Source organism: Arthrobacter sp. Y3225116, from assembly GCF_059091245.1.
This window is the reverse complement of the sequence record NZ_JBNHGL010000034.1, coordinates 1-23,283: the sequence shown is the minus strand read 5'-3', so window position 1 is coordinate 23,283 and position 23,283 is coordinate 1. Positions and strand designations below refer to the sequence as shown.

22 protein-coding genes are annotated in these 23,283 nt (G+C 67.6%); 11 read left to right on the top strand and 11 right to left on the bottom strand.

From position 1 onward, the window contains the following. Window positions 1–889: 889 nt before the first annotated feature. Window positions 890–1,024: a hypothetical protein gene (locus AC5RV2_RS05755; protein ID WP_494091569.1), complete on the bottom strand. Its 135-nt coding sequence runs from the start codon at window positions 1,022–1,024 to the stop codon at window positions 890–892. A gap of 146 nt (window positions 1,025–1,170) precedes the next feature. Next, window positions 1,171–1,908: a hypothetical protein gene (locus AC5RV2_RS05750; protein WP_494091568.1), complete on the bottom strand. Its 738-nt coding sequence runs from the start codon at window positions 1,906–1,908 to the stop codon at window positions 1,171–1,173. Here AC5RV2_RS05750 and AC5RV2_RS05745 point away from each other — a divergent pair. The 3 genes from AC5RV2_RS05745 to AC5RV2_RS05735 all read left to right on the top strand — a co-directional run bounded on the left by AC5RV2_RS05745 (window position 1,886) and on the right by AC5RV2_RS05735 (window position 4,427). Further along, a complete protein-coding gene (locus AC5RV2_RS05745; protein ID WP_494091567.1) occupies window positions 1,886–2,251 on the top strand; it encodes a hypothetical protein in 366 nt (121 codons plus the stop codon). The two genes, AC5RV2_RS05750 and AC5RV2_RS05745, sit on opposite strands and share 23 nt — an antisense overlap. Before the next feature lie 24 nt (window positions 2,252–2,275). Continuing rightward, window positions 2,276–2,872, top strand: coding sequence for a recombination mediator RecR (gene recR / locus AC5RV2_RS05740; protein ID WP_494002065.1), 597 nt, complete (start codon window positions 2,276–2,278; stop codon window positions 2,870–2,872). Window positions 2,873–3,137: 265 nt separating this feature from the next. Beyond that, entirely contained in the window at window positions 3,138–4,427 is a 1,290-nt protein-coding gene (locus tag AC5RV2_RS05735; protein ID WP_494091566.1) for an aspartate kinase, read from the top strand. A 102-nt stretch (window positions 4,428–4,529) separates the two neighbouring features. On the opposite strand, the gene AC5RV2_RS05730 is transcribed toward AC5RV2_RS05735, so the two are convergent. Further along, entirely contained in the window at window positions 4,530–4,742 is a 213-nt protein-coding gene (locus tag AC5RV2_RS05730; RefSeq protein ID WP_494091565.1) for a hypothetical protein, read from the bottom strand. Between the two features lie 74 nt (window positions 4,743–4,816). Then, window positions 4,817–5,029, bottom strand: a complete 213-nt coding sequence (locus tag AC5RV2_RS05725; protein ID WP_493977167.1) for a hypothetical protein — start codon at window positions 5,027–5,029, stop codon at window positions 4,817–4,819. 95 nt (window positions 5,030–5,124) lie between these two features. Between AC5RV2_RS05725 and AC5RV2_RS05720 the strand changes: the two genes are divergently transcribed. Beyond that, window positions 5,125–5,586: a MarR family winged helix-turn-helix transcriptional regulator gene (locus AC5RV2_RS05720; protein WP_494091564.1), complete on the top strand. Its 462-nt coding sequence runs from the start codon at window positions 5,125–5,127 to the stop codon at window positions 5,584–5,586. Window positions 5,587–5,699: 113 nt separating this feature from the next. Here the strand turns inward: AC5RV2_RS05720 and AC5RV2_RS05715 are convergent, their stop codons facing one another. After that, window positions 5,700–8,861 (bottom strand): S8 family peptidase, encoded by a 3,162-nt coding sequence (locus AC5RV2_RS05715; RefSeq protein ID WP_494091563.1) that lies wholly within the window; start codon window positions 8,859–8,861, stop codon window positions 5,700–5,702. Window positions 8,862–9,181: 320 nt separating this feature from the next. On the opposite strand from AC5RV2_RS05715, the gene AC5RV2_RS05710 reads away from it, so the two are divergent. Next, window positions 9,182–10,240: a 3-methyladenine DNA glycosylase gene (locus AC5RV2_RS05710; protein WP_494091562.1), complete on the top strand. Its 1,059-nt coding sequence runs from the start codon at window positions 9,182–9,184 to the stop codon at window positions 10,238–10,240. 338 nt (window positions 10,241–10,578) lie between these two features. Continuing rightward, complete coding sequence (locus AC5RV2_RS05705) at window positions 10,579–10,920, top strand: serine protease inhibitor (protein WP_494091561.1); 342 nt, start codon at window positions 10,579–10,581, stop codon at window positions 10,918–10,920. Between the two features lie 102 nt (window positions 10,921–11,022). Here the strand turns inward: AC5RV2_RS05705 and AC5RV2_RS05700 are convergent, their stop codons facing one another. Then, window positions 11,023–11,193 carry a hypothetical protein gene (locus tag AC5RV2_RS05700; RefSeq protein ID WP_494091560.1) on the bottom strand — a complete coding sequence of 57 codons (171 nt, stop codon included), beginning with the start codon at window positions 11,191–11,193 and terminating at the stop codon, window positions 11,023–11,025. A gap of 223 nt (window positions 11,194–11,416) precedes the next feature. On the opposite strand from AC5RV2_RS05700, the gene purS reads away from it, so the two are divergent. The 4 genes from purS to AC5RV2_RS05680 all read left to right on the top strand — a co-directional run bounded on the left by purS (window position 11,417) and on the right by AC5RV2_RS05680 (window position 15,420). Next, window positions 11,417–11,689 (top strand): phosphoribosylformylglycinamidine synthase subunit PurS, encoded by a 273-nt coding sequence (purS, locus tag AC5RV2_RS05695; protein WP_494002056.1) that lies wholly within the window; start codon window positions 11,417–11,419, stop codon window positions 11,687–11,689. After that, window positions 11,689–12,471, top strand: a complete 783-nt coding sequence (purQ, locus tag AC5RV2_RS05690; protein ID WP_494091559.1) for a phosphoribosylformylglycinamidine synthase subunit PurQ — start codon at window positions 11,689–11,691, stop codon at window positions 12,469–12,471. The genes purS and purQ overlap by 1 nt, the downstream gene beginning before the upstream one ends. Beyond that, a complete protein-coding gene (gene purL, locus AC5RV2_RS05685) occupies window positions 12,472–14,886 on the top strand; it encodes a phosphoribosylformylglycinamidine synthase subunit PurL (RefSeq protein ID WP_494091558.1) in 2,415 nt (804 codons plus the stop codon). 132 nt (window positions 14,887–15,018) lie between these two features. Further along, complete coding sequence (locus AC5RV2_RS05680) at window positions 15,019–15,420, top strand: VOC family protein (protein WP_494091557.1); 402 nt, start codon at window positions 15,019–15,021, stop codon at window positions 15,418–15,420. Window positions 15,421–15,573: 153 nt separating this feature from the next. On the opposite strand, the gene AC5RV2_RS05675 is transcribed toward AC5RV2_RS05680, so the two are convergent. From AC5RV2_RS05675 to uriH, 4 genes are all read right to left on the bottom strand, one after another. Then, window positions 15,574–18,021: a penicillin acylase family protein gene (locus tag AC5RV2_RS05675; RefSeq protein ID WP_494091556.1), complete on the bottom strand. Its 2,448-nt coding sequence runs from the start codon at window positions 18,019–18,021 to the stop codon at window positions 15,574–15,576. A gap of 423 nt (window positions 18,022–18,444) precedes the next feature. Next, window positions 18,445–19,401 carry a ribokinase gene (locus tag AC5RV2_RS05670; protein WP_494091555.1) on the bottom strand — a complete coding sequence of 319 codons (957 nt, stop codon included), beginning with the start codon at window positions 19,399–19,401 and terminating at the stop codon, window positions 18,445–18,447. Beyond that, on the bottom strand, window positions 19,398–20,822 hold the full coding sequence (gene uriT, locus AC5RV2_RS05665; protein WP_494091554.1) for a uridine transporter UriT: 1,425 nt from the start codon (window positions 20,820–20,822) through the stop codon (window positions 19,398–19,400). The genes AC5RV2_RS05670 and uriT overlap by 4 nt, the downstream gene beginning before the upstream one ends. Then, on the bottom strand, window positions 20,819–21,880 hold the full coding sequence (uriH, locus tag AC5RV2_RS05660) for a uridine-preferring nucleoside hydrolase UriH (protein ID WP_494091553.1): 1,062 nt from the start codon (window positions 21,878–21,880) through the stop codon (window positions 20,819–20,821). Before uriH ends, uriT begins: the two co-directional genes overlap by 4 nt. A 210-nt stretch (window positions 21,881–22,090) precedes the next feature. Here uriH and AC5RV2_RS05655 point away from each other — a divergent pair, with 210 nt between their 5' ends. After that, window positions 22,091–23,083 (top strand): LacI family DNA-binding transcriptional regulator, encoded by a 993-nt coding sequence (locus AC5RV2_RS05655; protein WP_494091571.1) that lies wholly within the window; start codon window positions 22,091–22,093, stop codon window positions 23,081–23,083. A 30-nt stretch (window positions 23,084–23,113) separates the two neighbouring features. On the opposite strand, the gene AC5RV2_RS05650 is transcribed toward AC5RV2_RS05655, so the two are convergent. Next, window positions 23,114–23,283 (bottom strand): SDR family oxidoreductase (locus AC5RV2_RS05650; RefSeq protein WP_494091570.1); only part of this gene is annotated, 170 nt, incomplete at its 5' end.

The following is a 23,283-nucleotide window of genomic DNA, read 5'->3' as shown; positions in this document are numbered from 1 at the left end:
GAACGTCAATCCGCGGTGAGCACACCAGCCGTCGCGGCAACAAGAACCTCAAACGGGCCCTGTTCCTCTCCGCCTTCGCCGCACTGCACCATCCGCCGCTCCCGCCGCCAACAACTCACGGGCCGCAGGCCAGCCTGCTCAACAGCACGACGGCGGAGCTCCCGCCGCTTCCGCGGGTACGGCACCTGCGTCGGCGGGAACCTCCGGATCTCCGGATGGGACCGGCGCCGCGGCCGCAGCCGCGGCCCAGGCGTCTTCCGCCCAGCCGCCTTCCGCTCCGGCATCCGCCAACGATTCCAGCCGTCCGACTGTCCCGTCGTCGGTGTTCGGGAACCCGCGGGACGGCGGCAGGCAGGACGCCGGCGTGCAGGTCCCGTCCGACGCGGCCGGCCAGCAGAACGCTGCTGCTGGCTCCTCCGGCGAAAGCGCGGCCGACTGGGGTGGCACCTGGGGCGCCATGCCGGAGCCGGCTCCGGCAACCGAAGCACAGCACCCCGCTCAGCCGGCCGGAGACCAGGCCCGTGGATCGGGCCAGCCGGCTCAATCTCCCCGGAACACGGCAGCGCCGTCAGCGGCAGGCAACGAGCGGCCGCAGGCACAGGGCCAGCCCCCGGCGCAGCAGCCCGGACCGCAGCGGCAGGCGCAGGCAGCACCGCAGGCTCCGGCACGACCGGAACCGGTTGCACCACAGGCGCAGGCTTCGGCACAACAGTCTCCCGTGCGCCCGGAACAGGCCGCGCCACCGGCGCAGGCCCCGCGCCAGGGCCAGTCCGGCCCGCAGGCGTCCGGGCAGATCGAGATGATCCGCCGCGCTTGGCCGGAGATTTTGAACACGCTCAGCGGCATCCGCAAGGTGACGTGGATGAACGTCAGCACCAATGCCTCGCCGCTAAGCCTCGACGGCACCGCGCTGACGCTGGGTTTCAAGAACCAGGGTTCCGCCACCAACTTCAACAATGGCGACCACGCGGACAACGTGCGCCAGGCCATCCAGCAGGTGCTCGGCATCGACCTGCAGATTCAAACCGTCGAAGACGCGTCGGTGACAGCGGGTGAGTCAAACCCAAAAGTACCTACTAGCCGGCCGCAGCCGGCAGACGGATGTTGGTCCGCCAACACCGCTACGGTAGGTGCGCCCGCGCCGGTTTCGGGACCGGTTGGGCAAGTTGATCATCGGCAGCCGGCACCAGCCGCCGAGATGACCGGCTTCATGGCCGGCTCGGGCTCGGCGCCTGCTCCGTCTTCTGCTGAACCGACGATGCCGGCAGCCCCGGCCGAACCGGCCGGCTCGGCTATGTCGACCGGCGCCGCAACGTCCGGCTTCTCCGGTGGTCCTGCGATGTCGGGGGGATCCGGCGTATCCCCTGCTTCGGCCGTTTCCGGTCCGTCTGCCCCCAGCGGGGTCTCCGCGCCTACGGGCCTTTCAGCCGCAAGCGGGATGTCGGCGGCCACCGCCGCTTCAGCCCCCAGCGGCATGTCCGCGGGCTCGAGCCTGTCGGCGGCCACCGCCGCTTCGGCCCCCAGCGCCACCTCCGCCGCGTCAGGGGCATCAGCATCCAGCGGCTTCTCCGGGGCCACCGCCGCGTCAGCGCCGTCGGCCGAATCACCGAACAGCGCCTCCGGCAACGGCCAGCGACCGCCTGCCCTGCCAGGGGAGAAGCCGGTTTTTGCGAAGCTGGCCGAGCGGATGGCGGCCCCAGGGGCTCCCACCGCTGTCCCAGTGGCAGCCGGTGCGCCATCGGCCTCGAACCACTCCGGCTCGGCCTTGGCAGGCTTCCCCGCCCCCGCAGCCCCCGCAGCTCCCACAGGTCCAGCATCTCCTGTCTCTTCAGCAGCGGCGGTGCCCGGGGCTGCCGACCAACCGAACAGCCAGCCCACCGGCGCCTTGTCGACAGCATCACCAAGCACGTCCGCCCCTTCCGCCCCGGCACAGCAGTCTCCGTACGACGACATCCCGTACGCGAACGACGAACCGCCCGCCGAGGAATGGGAAACGACGCCGGACCGGCAGATGCCCGGGCAAAAGCGCAGCCGTTACCAGCAGTTGCTGGACCAAGCCAAGGCCACGCGGGCGACATCGGCCGCCGCGGCGCCGTCCCCGGCAGCCCGTGACCTAAACTTGAAGTACGTCGAGGACATCCCCAGCGAAGACGACGAGGCCATCGAAGATTCCGGACTGGTGGGCCGCGCTGCCATTGAAAGGCTCCTCGGCGGACGCCTGATCGAAGAACGAAGCCTCGACGGTTCCTAACCGCCCGCGGAGATTGAAGGTTCAGTGTACGAAGGTGCTGTCCAGGAGCTGATCGACGAGCTCGGCCGCTTGCCTGGAATCGGCCCGAAGTCCGCCCAGCGCATCGCGTTCCACATTTTGGAGTCCGATCCGGCCGACATGAAGCGGCTCGTTGACGCCGTCACCCACGTCAAGGAGCGGGTGAAGTTCTGCTCCATCTGCGGGAACGTCTCCGAACAGGACACCTGCAACATCTGCCGCGACCCGCGCCGGGATCCGACTGCCATCTGCGTGGTGGAAGAGTCCAAGGACGTCATCGCGATCGAGCGCACCCGGTCGTTCAAGGGCCGCTATCACGTGCTTGGCGGCGCCATCAATCCGATCGGCGGTGTCGGTCCGGAGCAACTGCGCATCCGCGAGCTGCTCGGCCGCCTCTCGGACGGACAGATCGAGGAAATCATCATCGCCACCGATCCGAACCTCGAAGGCGAGGCGACGGCGACCTATCTGGGCCGGATGCTCAAGACCATCGGCATTCCCGTTAGCCGGCTGGCGTCCGGCCTGCCGGTCGGAGGCGACCTCGAGTACGCGGACGAGGTCACGCTGGGCCGCGCCTTCGAAGGCCGCCGCATGCTCACGTAACAACCCGGCGGCCCAGAGGCGTCAGTGGGCGGACCTGTTCCGCGTCAGTCGGTGGGGTCGCGCGCGTGGCCGGGCACCGGCGTCGTTATTACCCTGGCCGGTCATACTGGCCGTCCGCATTCTCCGCCCTACCCTTGGCGGCGCTAGAATTGCCCTTGCCGCGCCGTGTCCGCAGCCGGGATGCGCGGCAGCAAATCCATGAGCCCGGCGGCGCGCCCTGGCGGCCGCGGTCCGGGCCCCAACCCAGGAGTTGTTTAGAGAACACATGAGCCTGATAGTGCAGAAGTTTGGCGGTTCCTCAGTATCGGACGCGGAGGGGATCAAACGCGTGGCTCAACGCGTGGTCGACACCCAGGCCGCCGGCAACCAGGTTGTCGTCGTCGTGTCCGCCATGGGAGACACCACCGACGAACTGCTGGATCTGGCCAACCAGGTCTCCTCCAGCAGCAGCAGCGCCCGCGAAATGGACATGCTGTTGTCCGCCGGCGAACGCATCTCGATGTCGCTGCTGGCCATGGCCATCCAGGAATTCGGCTCCAGGGCCCAGTCCTTCACCGGCAGCCAGGCCGGCATGGTCACCGACGCCATCCACGGCAGGGCCCGGATTATCGACGTCTCCCCGCACCGGGTGATGACGACCATCGAAAAGGGCGAGATTGCCATCGTCGCCGGCTTCCAGGGCATCAGCCGGGAAAGCAACGACATCACCACGCTGGGCCGCGGCGGTTCCGACACGACGGCGGTGGCGCTGGCTGCGGCCCTGGGCGCCGACGTCTGCGAAATCTACACGGACGTGGACGGCATCTACACGGCCGATCCGCGGGTGGTGCACAGCGCCCGTAAGATCGACACCATCTCCAGCGAGGAGATGCTGGAAATGGCGGCCTCCGGCTCCAAGATCCTGCACCTGCGCTGCGTCGAGTACGCCCGCCGTTTCGGCGTGAAGCTGCACGTGCGCTCGTCCTTCAGCACGAACGAGGGAACCTGGGTACTGCCCAACCCCGACGACAAGATCAAGATTCAAGAGGGAGAACCCTTGGAACAGCCCATCATCTCCGGCGTTGCCCACGACCGCTCCGAAGCCAAGGTCACCATCCTGGGCGTGCCGGACATTCCCGGCAAGGCCGCGGAGATCTTCGGCATCGTCGCCGGCGCGCACTCGAACATCGACATGATCGTGCAGAACATCTCCACCCGCGGGACCGGCAAGACGGACATCTCCTTCACGCTGCCCATGGTGGAGGGCAAGGAAGCCCTGGAGGCACTCAACGCGGCCCAGGACGTGGTGGGCTTCGAGGGCATCCTCTACAACGAAAACGTCGGCAAGCTCTCGCTGATCGGGGCGGGCATGCGCTCCAACCCCGGCGTCTCCTACAAGTTCTTCGAAGCCCTGCATAAGGCCGGCGTGAACGTGGACATGATCTCCACCTCCGAGATCCGCATCTCGATTGTCACGCACGCCGATCTGCTGGACACCGCGGTCCGCGCCGTCCACGCGGCATTCGACCTGGATACCGACGAGGAAGCCACGGTCTACGGCGGCACCGGCCGCTGAGGCAGTACGGGCGGAATCGGGCAGGGGCCGTCGGCAGTCAGCCGACGGCCCCTTCGTCCGGTGGCTGAGCCAGCTCGGACGGACCTGAAATCGGGGCGGGGATCAGGACTTGCGCGGCCGGCGGTAGGCATAGGCGTGGCCGGGTCCGCGCTCCACTTCGATCTCGGCCAGTTGTTCCTCGGACGCCTTCTCCGCTGCGTCGTGCCTGTGCACCACGGGGGAGTCAGCCTCGATCCGATCGGCAGGGCCCCAGACCTTCGCCGCCTTTTCCGTGGCGCGCATAAAGCGGTCCATGAAACGCCCATTTCCAGCCATCTGAATCACCTTCTTGCTCAGAAGAATCCGTGGCATCAGTTTAACGAGGAGCGGTACGGAAGGACAGAGCGGGGCTAGGCCGGCTTCTTCGGCACGATGTAAGTGCTGCCGTCCGCCCGGGTGACCGTTTCCCACTGCGATGCTTCGGCCTCGCGCTGCTTGAGCAGCGCCTTGTTCTCCTCGGTCATGGGATGGTCGACGCCGCTTTTCTGGGCCGGGCCGAAGACGATGCGGAACTTGCCGGTCGCCCGCATGAACGCGTTGACGCGGGACTTCTTCTCGGTCATGGGCGTGATCCTTCTTCCGGTGCCCGGTGGACTCTGGTGGGCATTCAACCCCATAATAGGGCACGAACAATTAGCGCACGAACTGATGGATGGTGATGGCCGTGACAGCCACAGTGGGGACGACGGACGACCTGCTGCTGGAGCACCAGTTGTGCTTCGCGCTGTCGGTGGCGTCGCGCAGCGTGGTGGCCTCCTACAAGCCGGTGCTGGAGAAGCTGGGCCTTACGCATCCGCAATACCTGATGATGCTCGCCCTCTGGGAGCAGAGCCCGCGGATGGTCAAGGACCTGTCCGAGGCGCTGCAGCAGGAACCCGCCACCCTGTCCCCCATGCTCAAACGGCTGGAGCAGGCCGGGCTGGTGACCCGGGAGCGGGTGGAAGGCAACGAGCGGGCGCTGGCCGTGGGACTGACTGATGCGGGCCAGGCGCTGCGGGAGGAGGCACTGGCCGTGCCCGGAACCATGCTGGCGCGTTTGGGGCTTGAACGGGAGCAGTTGCGTGAACTGAACGCCTCGATGCATGCGCTGATCAAGGCCGCGCGGGAAGCCAAGGACTAGCGCCAACGTACGGAGTTGCCGGAAGATGCAGCGGGAGGGTGGCCGGTGGACGTATCCCCCGCCCACCCTCCCGCTTGTTCAGGTGCTGTCAGCGGCCAGGACCGCCGACGCCGCTAGCGGCCGGAGCGCTGCCCGGGTTGCGGCGAGGCACTGCCGTCGACTATCACGGCGGCACCTTCAGCTGCCGGCGCCTGCGCCGCGGCACCGTTGCCGGAGACGTTTACCGTCACCGCAGTGGCCGCGCCGTCGCCGAACTTGATCAGGCCCACCCAGCTGCCCGCTGCCAGGCCGGACCAGGCGGCGGTTACCGTGCCGGTCTCGCCGTTGGCCAGCTGCAGCGGATCCGGGCTGACCGCCAGGTTGCCGGCGTCACCGCTCAGCGCCACCGTGTCGATGGTTCCCTTGCTGGCCTTGCCGTCCGGGCTGCTATACAGGTGCGCGATGGCATAGTACGTGCCCGGCGCCGGATTGTTGATGGCCAGGGACTCGCTCGCCGACGCCGTGGCCGCCGAGATCACGGTACCGGCGGGGGTGTAGACGTACAGATCCCAGTCCGCCCCCGGGTCGGCCGCGGTGATGGAGAACTGCGCCAGCGTGGCACCCGCCGGCACCGCCTGCGGGGCAAATCCGGTGCTGCCGTTGGAACCGATCACAGCGGGCTGGCCGGGGACCTTCTCCACCGCAGTGGCGTTGGCCTTGGCCAGGCCCTCGACCGCGAGGTCGATCGGCGAGTTGGTGCCCGAGGTGACCTCGATCGTGCCGGTGCCGTCGCCGCCGTCGGAAGTGAACGCCACGCTGGCGGGGGCCACCGCGGTGACCGGCCGGACGGCGATGGGCGAGGCGACCGCGTGCTGCCCGCCGGAGCCCTTGGCCTCTTCCGTCCAGACCAGCTCGCCCATGGTGAACTGATCCAGCGGCGCATCCGCGTTCTCAAAGGTGACCTTGAACGAGCGTTCCTGGCCGGCCTTCTTGAAGGTCAGCTTCGAGGGCGAGACCTTCACGTTCACGCCCGGCAGGTCCACGTCCACCGTGTAGGTGCCGGGCTTCAGGGCGGTGAGCGTGCGCTCCACGGTGACCTTGCCGGCCAGCTTCCCGAGGGCGAACGAGGGAACGTTGATGTCCTTGGACTCGACGGTGTCCCGCTTCTTCAGGCCCAGGTCCAGGCCGGTGCCCTGGATGAAGCCGAGCCAGTCGTTGATATCGGCATCGTAGGCCAGGCCGGGATCGCCCATCCGGGCGGTATCCACGTGGCCGGCGCCGGTGGCGAAGCGGTCTTCGTTCACCGAGCCGTCCTCGGTGACCAGGTCGCCGGCGGTGGTCATCATCGCCGACTTCACGGTGGCCGGGGACCACTTGGGGTTCTTGGCCAGCAGCAGCGCGCCGAGGCCGGCCACGTGCGGCGCGGCCATCGAGGTGCCGGACATGAAGCCGCTGGTCTCGCCGCCAACCACCGGGGAAACTCCGGCGAGCACGTTCACGCCCGGGGCCGCAACGTCCGGCTTCAGCAGGTTCGAGTCCACCGCCGTGGACGGACCGCGCGAAGAGAACTCGGCGACCTGCGGAACCGGGCTCTGCGGCAGCCCCGTGGTGTCACGGTCGCGCAGCGCCGCGGTCAGCGACGGGTCAGCGGCAACCTTGTCCTTGATGGACGGGTCGTCGATGTGCACGGTGGGGACGGCGTGCAGGTCCAGGTCGAGCGACCCGGGCGTCACGTTGACGAGCACCATACCGACACCGCCGGCCTGCTCGACGGCCACCGACTTGTCCGCACGGGCGATCACGCCGCGGTCGCAGATGACGATCTTGCCTTCGACCTTGGCCGGATCGAGCTTGCCGGGGTAGCACAAGCGTGCCTCGTCACCGGTGGCGCCGGCCGCACCGGCCTGCGCGGAAAGGATCAGCGCCGTCTGCGGAACCTCGCGGTTCATGATGGACGTGCCGCGGTACTTGGTGCCGTCCGAGAGTTCCACGGTGCCCTGCAGTTCATTGGAGAACGTGCTGGCCGCCACCGTGGTCACCCAGGGCGCGCTGTGGTTGACGGTGGCGGGAGCCGGACCCGAGTTGCCGGCGGAGGCTGAAACAAAAACGCCCACTTCGGCCGCGCTCAGGAACGCCACCGACACCGGGTCCAGCACCGAGTTGTTGTTGCCGGAGATGGAGTAGTTCAGCACGTCGACGCCGTCGAGGATGGCCTGCTCGATCGCGGACACGGAGGCCGATGTGTAGCAGCCGCCGGTGGCGTCGTCGTTGTCCTCCCAGCAGATCTTGTAGACGGCGACCTTGGCGGCCGGCGCCACACCGTTGCCCCTGCCGAAGTCGCGGCCGTCAACGGTCTGCGTCACGCCGCTGTTGCCGGCGGCCGTGGTGGCGGTGTGCGTGCCGTGGCTGGCGATGTCCAGCGGGGAGATGGACTCCTGCGGGTGCCTGTCTTCCGGCGGCACGTAGGCCAGGAAGTCGTCGGCGTAGTAGCGGGCGCTGAGCACCTTGGAGTTGCATTCGGTGCCGTCGAAGCCGGAACCTTCCTGGCCCGGCTGGCATTCGCCCAGGAACGTGCTGCCGTCTGCCTTGAGCATGGCGATCTTGCCATCCGGCGTCAGGTACGGTTCGCCGACCTTGGCCTGGCCGGTCAGCGGCTTGACCTCTTCGCCGGCCAAGAAGTCGCTGTCCGGGTAGTAGCCGGTATCGATCACGCCGACCACGGTTCCCTTGCCGGCGTTCTGCGCGCCGCCATACTGTTCGGCCCAGACGCCGTTGCCGCCGGGCAGGTTCAGGAAATCGGTGCTGGAGTAGTCCGGGTGGTGCTGCTCGTCCGGAGCTACCGCCGCCACGCCGGGCTTCTTGGCCAGCTCGGCGGCCTGCAGCCCGGTCAGCTCCGCCGCGAAGCCGTTCACCGCCGTCGTGAAGCTCTTCCCGATCTTCACGCCCTGGGAGGCGGCGACGTCGTTCTGCTGCTCCTGCAGGTGTGCCCGGTACTTCTTGGCGTTGGCGCTGTTTCCGTTCAGCTTTTCGCCCGGCGCGGGCTTCGTTGCCGCGATGCCGGACACGCCGCCTTCATAGGTGGCCAGCGGATCGCCGGAGAGCATCACGATGTAGCGGCCGTCCTCGTAAACGGCCTGCTGGCCATCTGGATTCGAGCTGATGGTGCGGGCAAGGTCGGCGGGTGCGGCCGCCGCCGGGCCGGCGAGCCCGGAGAGGATCAGCGGTATCCCCAGTGCGAGTGCCGCGGCAGAGCGCAATCCCTGCCGGTGCACAAAGCTGCTGCTTTGCTGTGTCATGAGAAGGAAATGCCTTTCATCCGGTGGACCCGACCGCTTTGGTCGGCCCGCAGACGCAGCCGAATGCCTATCCTGCAGGCCGTACGGCCCGCAGGGTATTGGATTTCCCCGGCGTGCGAGGCCGGCCCCATCCCCAACTGTGACAACAGCCACATTGGTGCGTCTGTGGGATCAAAGTACCGCACCGAGAGGTCTGAAAGAACCGTTTCACCCTTCTTGGGTGCGGCATGGCGGAAATTGCCTGCGCGTACTTCCCTGCCGGGGCCGGCGGTGCTATAAGCCGGGTGCCAATCTGCCGCGGCGGCTGGGACAATGGAACCATGGCGCCGCTGGTTCTCCTCGACCGGCTCCGGGTGCTCGAACCGGAGCAGTGGCTGCCGCGCGCCCGGGCCCACGGCGAGCGCGCCCGCCGCTTTACCGAGCCCTACCTGCAACGCCGCTCGGCCGGGCTGAAACACCCGGTGGAAGACTTCCTCTTCACCTATTACAGCCTCAAGCCGGGGCAGTTGGAGCGCTGGCATCCCGGCGCGGGCGTGGTGTTGACCGGCGCCGACGCCGGCGAGCGCCGGGGGTGGAAGTTCTACCGGGCGCCGACCGCCGCCGAGTGCCGCACCGCGGGTGTGGAGCACGACGCCGGTGCGGTCACCTTCGACGCCGAGGCCTTCCTTGCGGCGCGGGGAACCGCCGTGGCGTTCTCGCGGGAAATCCTCGCCGGTGCCGCGTCGCGGCCAGCCCGGTTCGGCTGCTTCGGGCTGCACGAGTGGGCCATGGCCTACAAGTCACGGCTCAACGGCGTCCGCCACGACTACCTTGACCTGCGGCTCGGCGCCGAGGGAACGGACCAGGTGGTGGACGGCAGCCGGATCAACTGCTCGCACTTCGACGCCTTCCGGTTCTACACGCCGCAGGCCGTACCGCTGAACACGCTGCAACCCACCCGGGAAAACCAGCGGCAGATGGAACAGCCCGGCTGCCTGCACGCCAACATGGACCTGTACAAGTGGGCGTACAAGCTGGCCCCGGCGCTGCCCAGCGAACTGGTGATGGACTGCTTCGAGCTGTCCTGGCGGATCCGCGAGCTGGACATGCGGGCCTCGCCTTACGACCTCTCGGGCTGGGGCTACGAACCGGTCAGGATCGAGACCACCGAGGGCCGCGCGCAGTACGTGGCGGCCCAGCGGGCGTTTGCCGACGAGGCCCAGGCGCTGCGCCGCCGGCTCCTGGGCGCTCTGGACGTGCTGGAGGCATTGGATGTGCCGCAGGCCCTTGATGTGCCGCAGGCGCTTGATGTCCCGGACCGCGGGACGGAGGGAGACTCGTCGTCGCACCGTGCGGGCGCGCGGCGAACCGCTCCGGGAAACATCCGAACGGAGGACTGACCATGGCCCTTGAGGCGGAGCGTCCGAGCACACGGCGGGCCCGTTGCCGCCAAGCGTCGGTGCTTTTTTCCTGCCTGCTCTTCCTGCCCTGGCTTGCGGCCTGCGGCCAGGGCGACCAGCCGCAGCCTTCCCCTGGCATCGCCGTTCCAGCGTCCCCGGGCGACGGCGAGACCCCTTCCCCGTCGGAACCCGCTCGCTCGGAACCCCCGACGGTACCCGCTCCCTCGCGACCGGCCCCCTCTGTACCCGCCCCCTCGAAACCCGCCCCGTCGGAAACCGCTCCGTCGGAACCCGTCCCGTCAGATCCCGCCCCGAAGGAAGACCAGAAAGGCGTGGCCGTGGATGCCGAACTATCCATCATGCTGACCTCCGCCGACAGCACCGCCCGGTTTGAGCAACTGTTGGTGTGCCGGGATTCCCGTCCCGCCGATGGTTCCACGGTCAGCGACCCGGAGGGCGCGTGCGCGGCGCTAGCCAAGCACGGGGACAGGGTCTTCTTCGAGCTGCCCGATCCCAACCGCCTCTGCACCCAGCAATACGGCGGTCCGCAGCAGGCCCATGTCACCGGCACCTTCAACGGCCGCGAGGTGAACAAGCACTTCTCCCTCACCGACGGGTGCAAGATCTCCGAGTGGAACGCCATGGCCGCCCTGCTGGGCGGCCGCGCCGGCGAAGTTTAGCGCCAACCAGATCGACGTCCCCGTTGCCGACCAGGTCAGCGGCGCCGTTGCCGGCCGGGTCAGCGTCGTCGTGGCCGGCCCGGGTCAGCGTCTGCCGTGGCGTCAGCGTCGGCCGTCGCGCATGACTTCGCTCACGCGGCGGTCAAGATCCTGGCGTGCGGCACGGGCGGTCCGCCGGTCTTCGCGCTTCTTCCGGATGACCATCCGCCCCAGGCCGCCCAACACGACGGCGGCCAAGATGGGCAGCAGCATCGACTGCGGCTTCTCCGTCATGGAGACCATGCTACGAGCCCCGCTGGCCGACGGCACGGCTTTGCCGGGATCCGCCGTCGTCGTCCCGTAAAATCAGCACCCCGCGATGCCGGTAGAATGGTGCTGCAAGCTCGCGGAGCGCTGGGTCAGCGTGAGACGGCACCAATTGTTGGATTGACACTGCACTGAGTTCCGCGCGCCTCGCTTCGTTTGAAGAGCACAATCCAAGCACAGGAGTGGCCGGATGCCCCGGATCGTTGTTGATGTCATGCCCAAGCCCGAAATCCTTGATCCGCAGGGCAAAGCCATTGCCGGCGCGCTGAACCGCCTGGGACTGGCCGGCTTCAGCGAAGTCCGCCAGGGCAAGCGCTTCGAGCTGACGGTTGACGGCGAGGTGACCGAGGAACTCCTGGAACAGGCCCGGCATGCCGCCGCCACGCTGCTCTCCAACCCCGTGATCGAAGACGTCACCCGGGTGGAGGTCATCACCGAGGCGACCATCGGGGCCGGCGAATAATGACTGAGACTCCCCTGATCGGCGACTTCTCGCCCGCCCCGGACGCAGGCCTCTCAGGCGCGCGCATCGGCGTCGTCACCTTCCCCGGCACACTGGATGACCGCGACGCGGCCCGTGCCGTCCGCATTGCCGGCGGCACCGCCGTCAGCCTGTGGCACGGCGACCACGACCTGCAGGGCGTGGACGGTGTGATCATCCCCGGCGGCTTCTCCTACGGCGATTACCTGCGCGCCGGCGCCATCTCCCGGTTTGCCCCGCTGATGGACCAGATTGCCGACGCCGCCAACGCGCAGCACGATCCGCTGCCGGTGCTGGGCATCTGCAACGGCTTCCAGGTGCTGACCGAGGCGCACCTGCTGCCCGGCTCAATGATCAAGAACAACCACCTGCACTTCCTCTGCCGCGACCAGAGGCTGCGCGTGGAAAACAACACCACCGCTTGGACCAGCCAGTACGAAGCCGGCGCGGAGATTGTGGTGCCGCTGAAGAACCAGGACGGCCAGTACGTCGCCGACGAAAAGACCCTGGACGAGCTGGAAGCCGAGAACCGCGTCGTGTTCCGCTATTCGGACGGGAACCCGAACGGGTCGCGCCGCGACATCGCCGGAATCAGCAACGCCGCGGGCAACGTGGTGGGCCTGATGCCGCACCCCGAACACGCCGTGGAGGCCGGCTTCGGCCCGGACTCTTCCGCCTTCGGCGACGTCGAGCTGCGCGGCGGCACCGACGGCCTGGGAATTTTCACCTCCGTTTTGACGAAGATTGTGGCAGGTGCCAAGTAAATGACCGAGACCAATCCGACCAGCGCATCAGTCGATACCCGGCTGGAAACCGAGGCCGAGGCACGCAATGAGCACGTGCAGAGCTACGGCGGGGCGGCCGACGCCGTCGAACGCGCCGAGGGGCGTCAGTTCAACATCGACACCGTGGAGCACGCCGCGCAGACCCCGGACACCGAATTGCCCTGGGCCGAGCTGGGTTTGAAGCGCAACGAGTTCGACGAGGTCGTCAAGGTGCTGGGCCGCCGGCCGACCGCCGCCGAGCTGGCCATGTACTCCGTGATGTGGTCCGAGCACTGCTCCTACAAATCTTCCAAGGTCCACCTGCGCCAGTTCGGCGACAAGGTCACCGAGGACATGAAGAAGCACATGCTCGTGGGCATCGGCGAGAACGCCGGCGTGACGGACCTGGGCGACGGCTGGGCCGTCACCTTCAAAATCGAGTCGCACAACTCGCCCACCATGGTCGAGCCGTACCAGGGCGCCGCGACCGGCATCGGCGGCATCGTGCGCGACATCATTTCCATGGGCGCGCGCCCGGTGGCCGTGATGGACCCGCTTCGCTTCGGCGCGATCGACCACCCGGACACCGCCCGGGTGGTCCACGGTGCGGTCGCCGGCATCGGCGGCTACGGAAACTCGCTGGGCCTGCCGAATGTCGGCGGCGAGGTCGTCTTCGACTCGGTCTACCAGGGCAACCCGCTGGTGAACGCCCTGGCCGTGGGCGTCATGCGGCACGAGGACATCAGGCTGGCCAACGCCTCCGGCAAGGGCAACAAGGTGGTGCTTTTCGGCGCGCGCACCGGCGGCGACGGCATCGGCGGCGCCTCCATCCTGTCCTCGGAGTCCTTCGACGACACCAAGCCCTCCAAGCGCCCCGCGGTCCAGGTCGGCGACCCGTTCGCGGAGAAGGTGCTCATCGAGTGCTGCCTGGAACTGTTCAAGGGCTCGCTGGTCGAGGGCATCCAGGACCTGGGGGCGGCCGGCATCTCCTGCGCCACCTCGGAACTGGCATCGAACGGCGACGGCGGCATGGACGTCGAGCTGACCTCGGTGCTGCTGCGCGATCCGACCCTGACGCCGGGCGAAATCCTGATGTCCGAGTCGCAGGAACGCATGATGGCCGTGGTTTCGCCCGAGAACGTCGAGGCGTTCGAGGCCGTCATGGACAAGTGGGCGGTGGAATACTCCTGGCTCGGCGAGGTCACCGACACCGGCCGGCTGGTGATCAAGTGGGACGGCGAGACCATCGTCGACGTCGACCCCCGCACCGTCGCCCACGACGGCCCGGTCTACAACCGCCCCTACGCCCGCCCGGGATGGCAGGACCAGCTCCAGGCCGACACCTTCCGGGCCTCCGCCGCGGGCGCCAACCCCCCGGCCGGCGCCGAGGACCTCAAGGCGGCCGTGCTGGAGCTGATGGCCTCGCCGAACATGTGCTCGAAGGACTGGGTGACCAACCAGTACGACCGCTACGTGGGCGGCAATACCGCGCTGGCCATGCCCGACGACGCCGGCGTGGTCCGGGTGGACGAGGAGACCGGTTTGGGGGTTGCCCTGGCTACCGACGCCAACGGCCGCTACACCTACCTGGATCCCTACCAGGGGGCGCAACTGGCCCTCGCCGAGGCCTACCGGAACGTCGCAACCGTGGGAGCCATCCCGATGGCCGTGTCCGACTGCCTGAACTTCGGCTCGCCGGAGGACCCGGACGTCATGTGGCAGCTGGCCGAAGCGATCCGCGGCCTCTCCAACGGCTGCATGGAGCTGGGGGTTCCGGTCACCGGCGGCAACGTGTCGCTCTACAACCAGACCGGCAGCACCCCGATCCACCCGACGCCGGTCGTGGCAATGCTCGGCAAGCTCGACGACGTCGGCCGCCGCACCCCGTCGGGCTGGCGGGAGGACGGCCAGGCGATTTACCTGATGGGCACCACCCGCGACGAGCTGGACGGCTCCGAATGGGCCAACCTGCGCGGGCACCTGGGCGGCAAGCCCCCGGTCGTGGACCTGGCGGCCGAGAAGCTGCTGGGCGAGCTGCTGATCAACGCCTCCCGCGACGGCATGATCGACGCCGCCCACGACCTCTCCGAAGGCGGCCTGGCCGCCGCCCTGTCCGAGATGGCCCTGCGCTTCGGCGTCGGCGCCCGGATCGGCCTGGGCGAGGTCTGCGAACGCGACGGCGTGGACCTGTTCACGCTGCTGTTCAGCGAATCCCAGGCACGCGCTGTCGTGTCCGTGGCCCGCAGCGAAGAGGTCCGGTTCAAGGACATGTGCGGCGCGCGGGGCTTCCCGTTCATGCGCATCGGCGTGGTGGACACCGAGAATGGCGCGCTGGACTTCCAGAGCGAGTTCTCCGTGCCGCTGGCCGAACTGAAGGAAGCCCACGAGGGCACCCTGCCGAAGTACTTCGGATAGGTTCCGCCCTGCCTGAGGGCGAGCGAAAGAGGGATGTTTCCCGCACCGCGGTGCAGGGAACATCCCTCTTCGTCTTCCCCTCGAGGACCGGCACCCTAGGAGGCCGGCAATCCGTATCGGTAGGCTGTGCCCATGACGGCACCGCAGATCTACATCAGCTTCCCCGGCACCGCCCGCGAAGCACTGGGCTTCTACGCCGACGTCTTTGGCGGAGAGCTTTCCCTGCACACCAATGAGGACTTCGGTAACAGTGCGGGACCGCCGGGGCACATAGCCCACGGCATGCTCAACGGCGTGGTCGCCCTGGCCGGATCGGATGCGGCACCCGGGGAGAAGAGCGTCCGGCTCGAGGGCGTCATGCTCTCCTTACTCGGGACCGCCGAACCCGAGGTGCTTCACGAATGGTTCGACAAGCTCGCCGTGGGCGGCCGGGTGGTCGATCCCCTGGCGCCGAAGCCGTGGGGCGCCTCCGATGGCCAGGTAATCGATCGTCACGGGCTTCACTGGCTCGTCGGCTACGAACCGGCCCGGTAACCGACACCCGGCTCGGGGCACCGCCAGCCGGTCGCAATGGTTATCCACAGCATCCACACCGCCGCGGATTGAAAGGGTCGTCTGGCAGTGGGTCCATAGGGAAAGCAGCAGGCGGCCACATTCGGTGGCCGCCTGCTGCCGACTACGAACAGGTCACTTCAGTATCTTTTCGCTTTCAAGGTTGGCGTCGAGCTGTTCCGGATAGAGGTTTTCCGTCTTGCATTCGAAGTCCGCGTACATCTGCAGTTGATCAGCGTAGTGCGGCGACTTGGTGCCGTCGGGCGCGATGAATCCGCTCTGGCCGGGCGGGGCGACCGTACACATTTCGGCACGTGAACCGAAGAGCGAGACGATGTCGTTTTGAGTGCCCCGGTTCATATAGAACGGCCCGGTCAGGTCCTCGTCCGGGTTCGCCTGGGGGACGCCGATGAAGTTCTTGTAAGAGAACGAGTGGTAGGACGTGGGGGCGGTCCAGTTGTCGCGGTCCTCGCCGTGTTCGGCCTCCAGCTTGGCGAGGGCCTGCCGGTAGGTGTCAAGCAGAACCCTCTGCTTGTTTGCGCCGTTGAAGAAGTCGATGTGCTGTTCGACGCCGGCGTCTTCACCCAGCAGTGCGTTATAGACCAGCTTGCTGCCATTCGCCGGACGGCTCAGGCTGGTGCCCTGCGAGTAGCCGGCGAAAACGGAGGCCGGCAGGTCGTCCTTGAGCACTGTCTCGAACAGGATCGGCAGCCAGGCATCCATGATCGCTGCCTCGGGGCCGTCGAGCTTGCCGTCGCCGTCACTGTCACGGCGCTGGCCGTCCCATCCTGTCAGGAGCCGGACGTCCTGGACCGCGGGGTCCTTGGCGGGCAGCGTCTTGACGGCTTCCTCGAGGAACGGTCGGAAGTAGCGGATGTTCAGGTCCGCGAACGAGGTTTCTTCGTTGATGTTCCAGATCTCGTCGGTCGTGAACTTCTGCTGGTCCTCAAGCCGCTCAATGATCTCGTTGACCCGGTCCACCGGCGACCAGTTTCCTGAGCCTGCGTTGAAGCCGGCACCGGACTGGTTGTTCCAGTTCACGATATAGCCCTGCTTGGGGTTGTAAACCTTGGGGTTTTCGGAGAATTCCCTGATGCCCTTCCACTCCATGGACCCGTCGCCGACGGCGGGGAGCCGCGGGTCGTGCCCTTCGGCGCGGATCGGCAGCTTGCCCGGGGAGACGTAGCCGATGTTGCCTTTTTTATCGGCGTAGTACCAGTTGATCGTAATGCCGACCTTCTCTGCCTGGGCCAGGTACTCCTCCCAGTTTTGGGCCTTCATGATCTTGATCCAAGCCATGAAGGACTGGATCTCGGTCCCGGTCCAGCTGCGTTTCTTCGAGTAGGCCGTGTTGTTCGCTTCGTCAAAGCTGGTCACGAAACCGTGGATGGTGGAGTAAACCTGCTGTTCGACCGGTTCCTGCCCGGCGACCTCGATCTTTTCGGTGCGGACCTCCATCGGCACCCAATCGCCGTCGTACTTGTACTCGTGAGGGTTTTCCGGGTTCAGCTGCTCCTGGTAGACGTCGTTGACGTCCAGCGGCCCGGCGGTGGATCCCCAGCTGATGTTCTTGTTGGTGCCGAAGAGGATGGTGGGGTGGGCGAACGGCGTATTGCCCGTCACGTCGTAACCGGCCCCGTGCAGTCCGATGCCGTACACGTAGGAGGGGTTGAACCAGGAGAACTGGGGGCCATTGAGCAGCACCGAGCCCTTTTCCTTGCTCTTCTTACCGCCGACGATCCAGAGATTGCTGGCCTCGGGCTGGAGGTTCGGCCAGTCGCCGCCGCCGAACTGCTTCATCCGCTCCAAGCCGTCGTCCTTCAGATCCTGGGAGACTTTGTTGAGCTTGGCCATCTGCGAGGGGCTGTCCGAGGCCAGCTGGTTGGGACGCTTCTTATCCTCGCGCGGCACGGTGGTGGGGGCGGTAGGATCTTCGATCCACTGCAGCTGATCGAAGAGGAGCTGGCCCTGCTCCGCGCCGTGTTCGGCGGTGAGCTGCTGGAGGACCTGCAGGCTGGAGAGCTCCCCGGCGCTGTCCGAGAATCGGTTGGCCATGGTGCCGACCCAGATCATCGCCACGTCGTAGCCTGACCAGCGGGAGGGCTCGAAGCCGTAGTCGGTGAACTGCTTCGGCAGCAGGACGCCGGGGTTGTCCATGACCTCGGAGACGCGCTTGTTGAAACCGGCCGCGTAACCGTCGAGAATGTCCCGGTCTTCGGCGGGCAGGGCAGCAATTTGTTCCCTGATGGCTTCCGGGTCGAAGGAGGCTCGGGAGCGCTTGTCGATCTCGACGTAGTCCGCGCCCAGCACTTCGGCAGAGGTGCCCAGAACGGCGCGTTTGGCCATTTCCAGTTGGAACATCCGGTCCTCGGCAACGGAGTAGCCGTAGCCGTAGAACAGATCCCGGGTCGTGTCCGCGTAGACGTGCGGGACGCCGTACGTGTCCCGCTTGACGGTGATAGCGCCCGATCCGAGGACCTTTTCACTGCTTTGCTGCACGGTCTCCGTGGTGTCGGCCGCCGTAGCGCCGGGGGCGGCAAGGCCTCCCGCCAACCCGGCCGAAAGGACCAATGAGAGTGCCATGAGCGCTGGTTTCGTCTTTTTCACCTGACTCCTCGTCGAATCATTTGCGATGGAACTGCATGCGAATGCCGTCGGCAGCCCCTCTGTGGGAGGGTCTGGTTACCGGCGGCAACTTAGTGTCACAACACCCGCAGCGGGTTGGCAATGGTTGCTGGTCTATTTCCCGTCCGAACGTTCATTTTTTATTGACGTGGGAGTCGGGTGCCGTGGCGCCCGCGATTTTGCCGGGATAGCTGCAGCCGAAGACCTATAATCGCCGCCATGGTGCCGGGCCGCCGGCCTATCTATTCGCTAATCGACAGACCACAAAGAGTTCTGCCCGGAGGATGAGAGCTCCCACAAACGACGACGGCGCCGCGCACCTTCCGGTGCACGGCGCCGTTCGTTTCTACGTCGGTCGCGTTCGGCCTCTAGCGTCAGGCGTCAGGCGCCCCGCAGACGCTCCACGTCTGCCAGTCGCGGATACGCGGCCTGAGTTCCCTTCTTCGTGGCCGCCAGGGCGGCAGCGACCGAAGCGAACGCCGCTGCCTCGGCCAGGGTCTCCCCTGCGGCTAGCCGTGCCGCGAGGGACCCGGTGAAGGCGTCGCCGGCGCCGGTGGTGTCCACGGCGTCAACCTTGGTGGGGGCTATCCGGGTGAAACGGCGCCCCTCCTCGGCATGTGAATCCAGCACGATGGAGCCGTCGGCGCCCAGGGTGACCACGGCGCGGTCCAGCCCCTGCGCCGCAAACTTCAAGCGCACCTGCTCCCAGTCGGCAACTGCGGCATCGGCGCAGGGCATTTCGGCGCCGCCGAGGAACTGCGAAGCCTCGTGCGCGTTGACCAGCAGGACGTCGGTGAGTTCGGCCAGGCTTCGCGGCACGGGCGCGTAAGGCGAGAGGTTGAGCAGCACTGTTGCTCCGGCGTCGTGCCCTGATCTTGCTGCCGCCTCCACGGCGTCCAGGCCAACCTCGAGGCAGAGGCACACCACGGCGGCGCCATCGAAAACGTCGCCGGCTGAGGCTACGTCATCCGGGACTACGGTGCCGTTGGCGCCGGGGGAAATGACGATGCTGTTCTCCCCCGCGGCGTCAACGGTAATGACCGCGACGCCGGTCTCGACGTCAGCGGCGCGGCGCACGCGGGAACCGTCCACGCCGGCCCCTGCAACGGAGGCCAGCAGCATGTCCCCGTTGGGGTCCTCGCCCACGGCGCCAATCAGGGCGACGTTGCCGCCGAGCCGGCCAGCGGCCACGGCTTGGTTGGCGCTCTTGCCGCCCGGGTTCACGGTGAAGCCTTCGCCACGGAGCGTTTCGCCGGGGTTGGGCAGCCGCTCGGTGTAGATGGTCAGGTCCGCGTTCAGTGAACCAACGACGACGATGCGTCCGGCCTGCGGACTCACTTTCCCACCTCGGCATCGACGGGCTTGGGGATCAGCAGCGAGGCGGCGAAGGCCGCGACCGTGATGACCAGGCCGACCACCACGGCCGTGAGGTACGAACCGCGGTCGCCCAGCGCCGAGGTGCCCACGAGCACCGCCGGCAGCACCAGGAAGCTCAGCCCGGCGCCGAGGTTAAAGGCTCCGGCGTTCATGCCCGGGAGGAAGCCGGGGTTGCCCGGGGGCGAGAGCACCACGCCGAGCCCGTTGAGCATGATGTTCGCGGTGCCGGCGTACATGATGCCGAGCAGAGCAGTGGCGGCGACCATCACCGGCAGGCTGTCCATGCCGAACAGCACGATGATCACCAGGGAGATGATGCTGCCGACCATGCCGATGCGCAGCACGTTGTTGTAGCCCAGTACCGGGGCGAGCCGCCCGCTGATCGGGCCGAAGACCCAGCCCAGCAGCGCGTAGGGGGTCAGGATGAGCAGTGCCGTTTCGGTGGGGCCGATGCCGAAGCCGGGAGCGGCGGCCTGTACGTAGGCGGGGACGATCCCGTTGATGACGGCGAAGATGCCGGTCATGGTCAGGATTGTGGTCAGCAGCGGCGCCCACGTGGAGCGCTGGCGCAGATGGACAATCTCGACCATCGGCTGCTTCGCACGCTTTTCGGTGTTCCAGAAGGCGGCGAACGCGGCGACGGCCACACCGATCAACACCAGCGAGAGGATCAGGGTCCCCGTGGAGAACCCGCCGACCAGCTTGGCGGCCTCGTTCAGTGCGGTGAGCAGGGCACCGACCGCGACAACAATAAAGACGACGCCGGTCCAGTCCATCCGCGTCCCGGCCTGCGGTTTGCTCTCGGGCGTCAGGACGGCGACGAGAACCGCGGCGATCACGGCGAGGACCACCATGAACCAGAAGATGCTGCGGAAGCCGTAGTGCTCGGCCATGTAGCCGCCGAGGAAGGCATCGACGCCGGCCACGCCGCCGTTGACCGCGAGGATGACACCCATCAGCGTCCCGTAGGTGCGCGGGTTGGACACGGCGGTGCGCAGCATGATCAGGCACAGCGGCACGGTGGGGCCGCTGACGCCCTGGATGATCCGGCCCACGAAGAGCCACGTAATGTCCGGGGCCAGCGCCGCGATCACCGAGCCAGCAGCCGTCAGCAGCATCATGCCGACGAGGATCTTCTTGCGCCCGACGATATCGCTCAGCCGGGGCAGGAACAGGGAGAACAGAGCGGCGGTGGTGAAGAACCAGGTCTGGGACAGGCCGATCGAGGCCTGGTCCGTCTGCAGTTCCTCCCCCATGGTGACCAGTGCGGGGCTGAGCATGGAGGCATTGAGCTGGAAGGCCACGCAGGCCGTCAGCAAGGCGACCATCAGGGCGGTGGTGCCGCCGCGGGTCGTCTTGGTTTCGTGGAGAACGGCGCTCATTTCGCTGCCGTCCCGAAGGTCTCGGGGGCCGCGGAGGCGGGCGCCGCCGCGGAGGCGGGCGCCGCCGTCGTCGTTGTGGTGGCGGTTCCAATCTCTACCTCGCCGATGCGGACCAGCGCATCGGTCACCAGGTTCCAGAACTTGGTGCGGTCCAGGTCCACGGCGACGGAGGTGTGACAGTCGGCCGGTGCGGGGGCGCGGAAGTCGGCGACGGTCATGCCGAGGGTCAGCTTGCCCTGCAGTTCGATGTCCACCGGGACCTTGCGGGTTGTCATCACAGTGGGGTCGATGACGTAGGCGACGGCGCACGGATCGTGGACCGGCGGGTAGTCGAAGCCCTGTGCGTCCTTGTAGGTTTGGGCGAAAAAGTCCATCAGTTCGCGGACAAAGCGGGCCGGACCGGTGCCGACGGCTTCGATCTGCTCGACGATGTCGGGGGTGGCCAGCGCCTGGTGCGTGAGGTCCAGTCCCACCATGACCAGGGGCCACTTCTCGTTGAAGACGATGTGGGCGGCCTCGGGGTCGATCATGATGTTGAATTCGGCCACGGCCGACCAGTTGCCCACGTGGTAACCGCCGCCCATCAGCACGACTTCCTTGACCCGCTCGACGATGCGCGGTTCCTTGCGGGCGGCCATCGCGATGTTGGTCAGGCCGCCGGTCGGGACCAGGGTTACGGTGCCCGGTTCGTGCGCCATGACCGTGTCGATGATGAGATCAACGGCGTGGCGCGGGTCCAGCTCGATGGCGGACTCCGGCTGCGCGGGGCCGTCCATGCCGGACTCGCCATGGATGTCCGGCGCGGTTTCGATGGTGCGCACCAGCGGCCGGTCGCAGCCGGCGGCGAACGGGACACCGGTGATGCCGGCGATCGTCCCCACGGCCAGGGCGTTCTTGGTGACCTTTGCCAGGGTCTGGTTGCCGACAACGGTGGTCACGGCGAGCAGTTCGATGTCCGGGTTGCCGTGGGCCAGGAGCAGCGCCACGGCGTCGTCGTGCCCCGGATCGCAGTCCAGGATGATCTTCTTCGGTCCGGGCGTCGCGGAAGTGGCGTCCATGTATTCTCTCCACGTCATCGGGGCCCGCCGCAGCGGGAATCTGGTCACAGGAAGTGTGACACCCCCTTCCGGTCCACGTCAAACGCTTGACGTAACCGCGCGTCAAGCGCTTGATGCCATGTGACGGTTGCTTACGCTTATCATGGGCTCATGGATTCCGCCCGCCCTCCCCAGCGCCCGCCGCGCGTCGGCCGGCGAGTGACCGCGGCGATGGTGGCGGCACGCGCCGGCGTCTCCCCTGCGACGGTTTCTCTGGTGGCCAACGGCAAGACGCGCGGGCGGGTGTCCGCGGACAACATCTCCCGGGTCAGCCAGGCCATCGCCGAACTCGGATACGTGGTGGACAGCGTGGGCAGTTCGCTGGCCAAGGGGGTCAGCTCCATTGTGGTTCTGGTGGCGCCGGACATTTCCAACCCGTTCTTCGCCAAGGTCGTTGCCGGGGTCCGGGAATCCCTCGGCGCGGACTTCCAGCTGCTGCTCTCCGTCACCGAAGCCGGCGAATTTCCCCGCGCGGATGACATCCGCCGGCTCCTCGCCCTGCGCCCGGCAGGCCTGCTGGTGGATGCCCCCGATGCCGCGTTCCTCGAGGACCTCTCCGCCACGGGCCCCCTGGTGCTGCTCGACGCGCCCGGGCTGGAGGCTTATGCGCCGTCCGTCAACCTCGACGTGGCCCACGGCGCCCGCGAACTCGCGGCGCATCTGGCCGCCTCCGGCCACCAGCGGGTGGCGTACCTGGACAGCGTGACCGGCACAGCCACCTTCGCCATTCGCCGGACGGCCTTCCTGAAGGAGGCGGCGACGCGCGGGATGACCGCGGACCCGGGTCACCTGATCAGCACCACGATCGACGTCGGCGCGTCGGCCGACGCGTTTGCCGCCGCCTGGCCTGAATGGCAGCAAGCTGGTGTCACCGCCGTCGTCTGCGCCACCGATACCCACGCGTACGGCGTGCTGCAGCAAGCGCGCGTTGCCGGCGTGCGGATCCCGGACGAACTCGCGGTCGCCGGCTTCGACGACCTGCCCTACTCCGCCACCAGCAACCCCGGCCTCACCAGCGTCCACCTTCCCGCCGCCCGCCTCGGCCTCACGGCCGGAGAACAGCTGCGCGGCCTGATCGAAGGCCGCGACCTCGAGCAACCCCAGCTCACCTTGGAGGCCTCGCTGATTGTGCGCGGCTCCACGGAGCGGATCGCCGCCAACTAACCAACGACGGCGCGGTGCGGGCCGGTGCGGCTACACCTTGCGCCAGTCGTGGCCGGTCACGGCCGCCCCGGCCTGCGGTCCCATCTGCAGCATGCCGCCGTCCACCACCCACGATGCCCCGGTGACGTAGCCGGCTTCCGCGGAAGCCAGGAAGGCGATCACGGCGGCGACCTCGCGGGCGTCGCCGGGCCGGGCCAGCG

What these genes read in the sequence shown, in the direction of transcription:
- AC5RV2_RS05735 (WP_494091566.1), top strand. Translation starts at nt 3,138, where the DNA reads ATGAGCCTGATAGTGCAGAAGTTTGGCGGTTCCTCAGTATCGGACGCG.
- AC5RV2_RS05730 (WP_494091565.1), bottom strand. Translation starts at nt 4,742, where the DNA reads ATGGCTGGAAATGGGCGTTTCATGGACCGCTTTATGCGCGCCACGGAA.
- AC5RV2_RS05725 (WP_493977167.1), bottom strand. Translation starts at nt 5,029, where the DNA reads ATGACCGAGAAGAAGTCCCGCGTCAACGCGTTCATGCGGGCGACCGGC.
- AC5RV2_RS05720 (WP_494091564.1), top strand. Translation starts at nt 5,125, where the DNA reads ATGGCCGTGACAGCCACAGTGGGGACGACGGACGACCTGCTGCTGGAG.
- AC5RV2_RS05715 (WP_494091563.1), bottom strand. Translation starts at nt 8,861, where the DNA reads ATGACACAGCAAAGCAGCAGCTTTGTGCACCGGCAGGGATTGCGCTCT.
- AC5RV2_RS05710 (WP_494091562.1), top strand. Translation starts at nt 9,182, where the DNA reads ATGGCGCCGCTGGTTCTCCTCGACCGGCTCCGGGTGCTCGAACCGGAG.
- AC5RV2_RS05700 (WP_494091560.1), bottom strand. Translation starts at nt 11,193, where the DNA reads ATGACGGAGAAGCCGCAGTCGATGCTGCTGCCCATCTTGGCCGCCGTC.
- purS (WP_494002056.1), top strand. Translation starts at nt 11,417, where the DNA reads ATGCCCCGGATCGTTGTTGATGTCATGCCCAAGCCCGAAATCCTTGAT.
- purQ (WP_494091559.1), top strand. Translation starts at nt 11,689, where the DNA reads ATGACTGAGACTCCCCTGATCGGCGACTTCTCGCCCGCCCCGGACGCA.
- purL (WP_494091558.1), top strand. Translation starts at nt 12,472, where the DNA reads ATGACCGAGACCAATCCGACCAGCGCATCAGTCGATACCCGGCTGGAA.
- AC5RV2_RS05680 (WP_494091557.1), top strand. Translation starts at nt 15,019, where the DNA reads ATGACGGCACCGCAGATCTACATCAGCTTCCCCGGCACCGCCCGCGAA.
- AC5RV2_RS05675 (WP_494091556.1), bottom strand. Translation starts at nt 18,021, where the DNA reads ATGGCACTCTCATTGGTCCTTTCGGCCGGGTTGGCGGGAGGCCTTGCC.
- uriT (WP_494091554.1), bottom strand. Translation starts at nt 20,822, where the DNA reads ATGAGCGCCGTTCTCCACGAAACCAAGACGACCCGCGGCGGCACCACC.
- uriH (WP_494091553.1), bottom strand. Translation starts at nt 21,880, where the DNA reads ATGGACGCCACTTCCGCGACGCCCGGACCGAAGAAGATCATCCTGGAC.
- AC5RV2_RS05655 (WP_494091571.1), top strand. Translation starts at nt 22,091, where the DNA reads ATGGTGGCGGCACGCGCCGGCGTCTCCCCTGCGACGGTTTCTCTGGTG.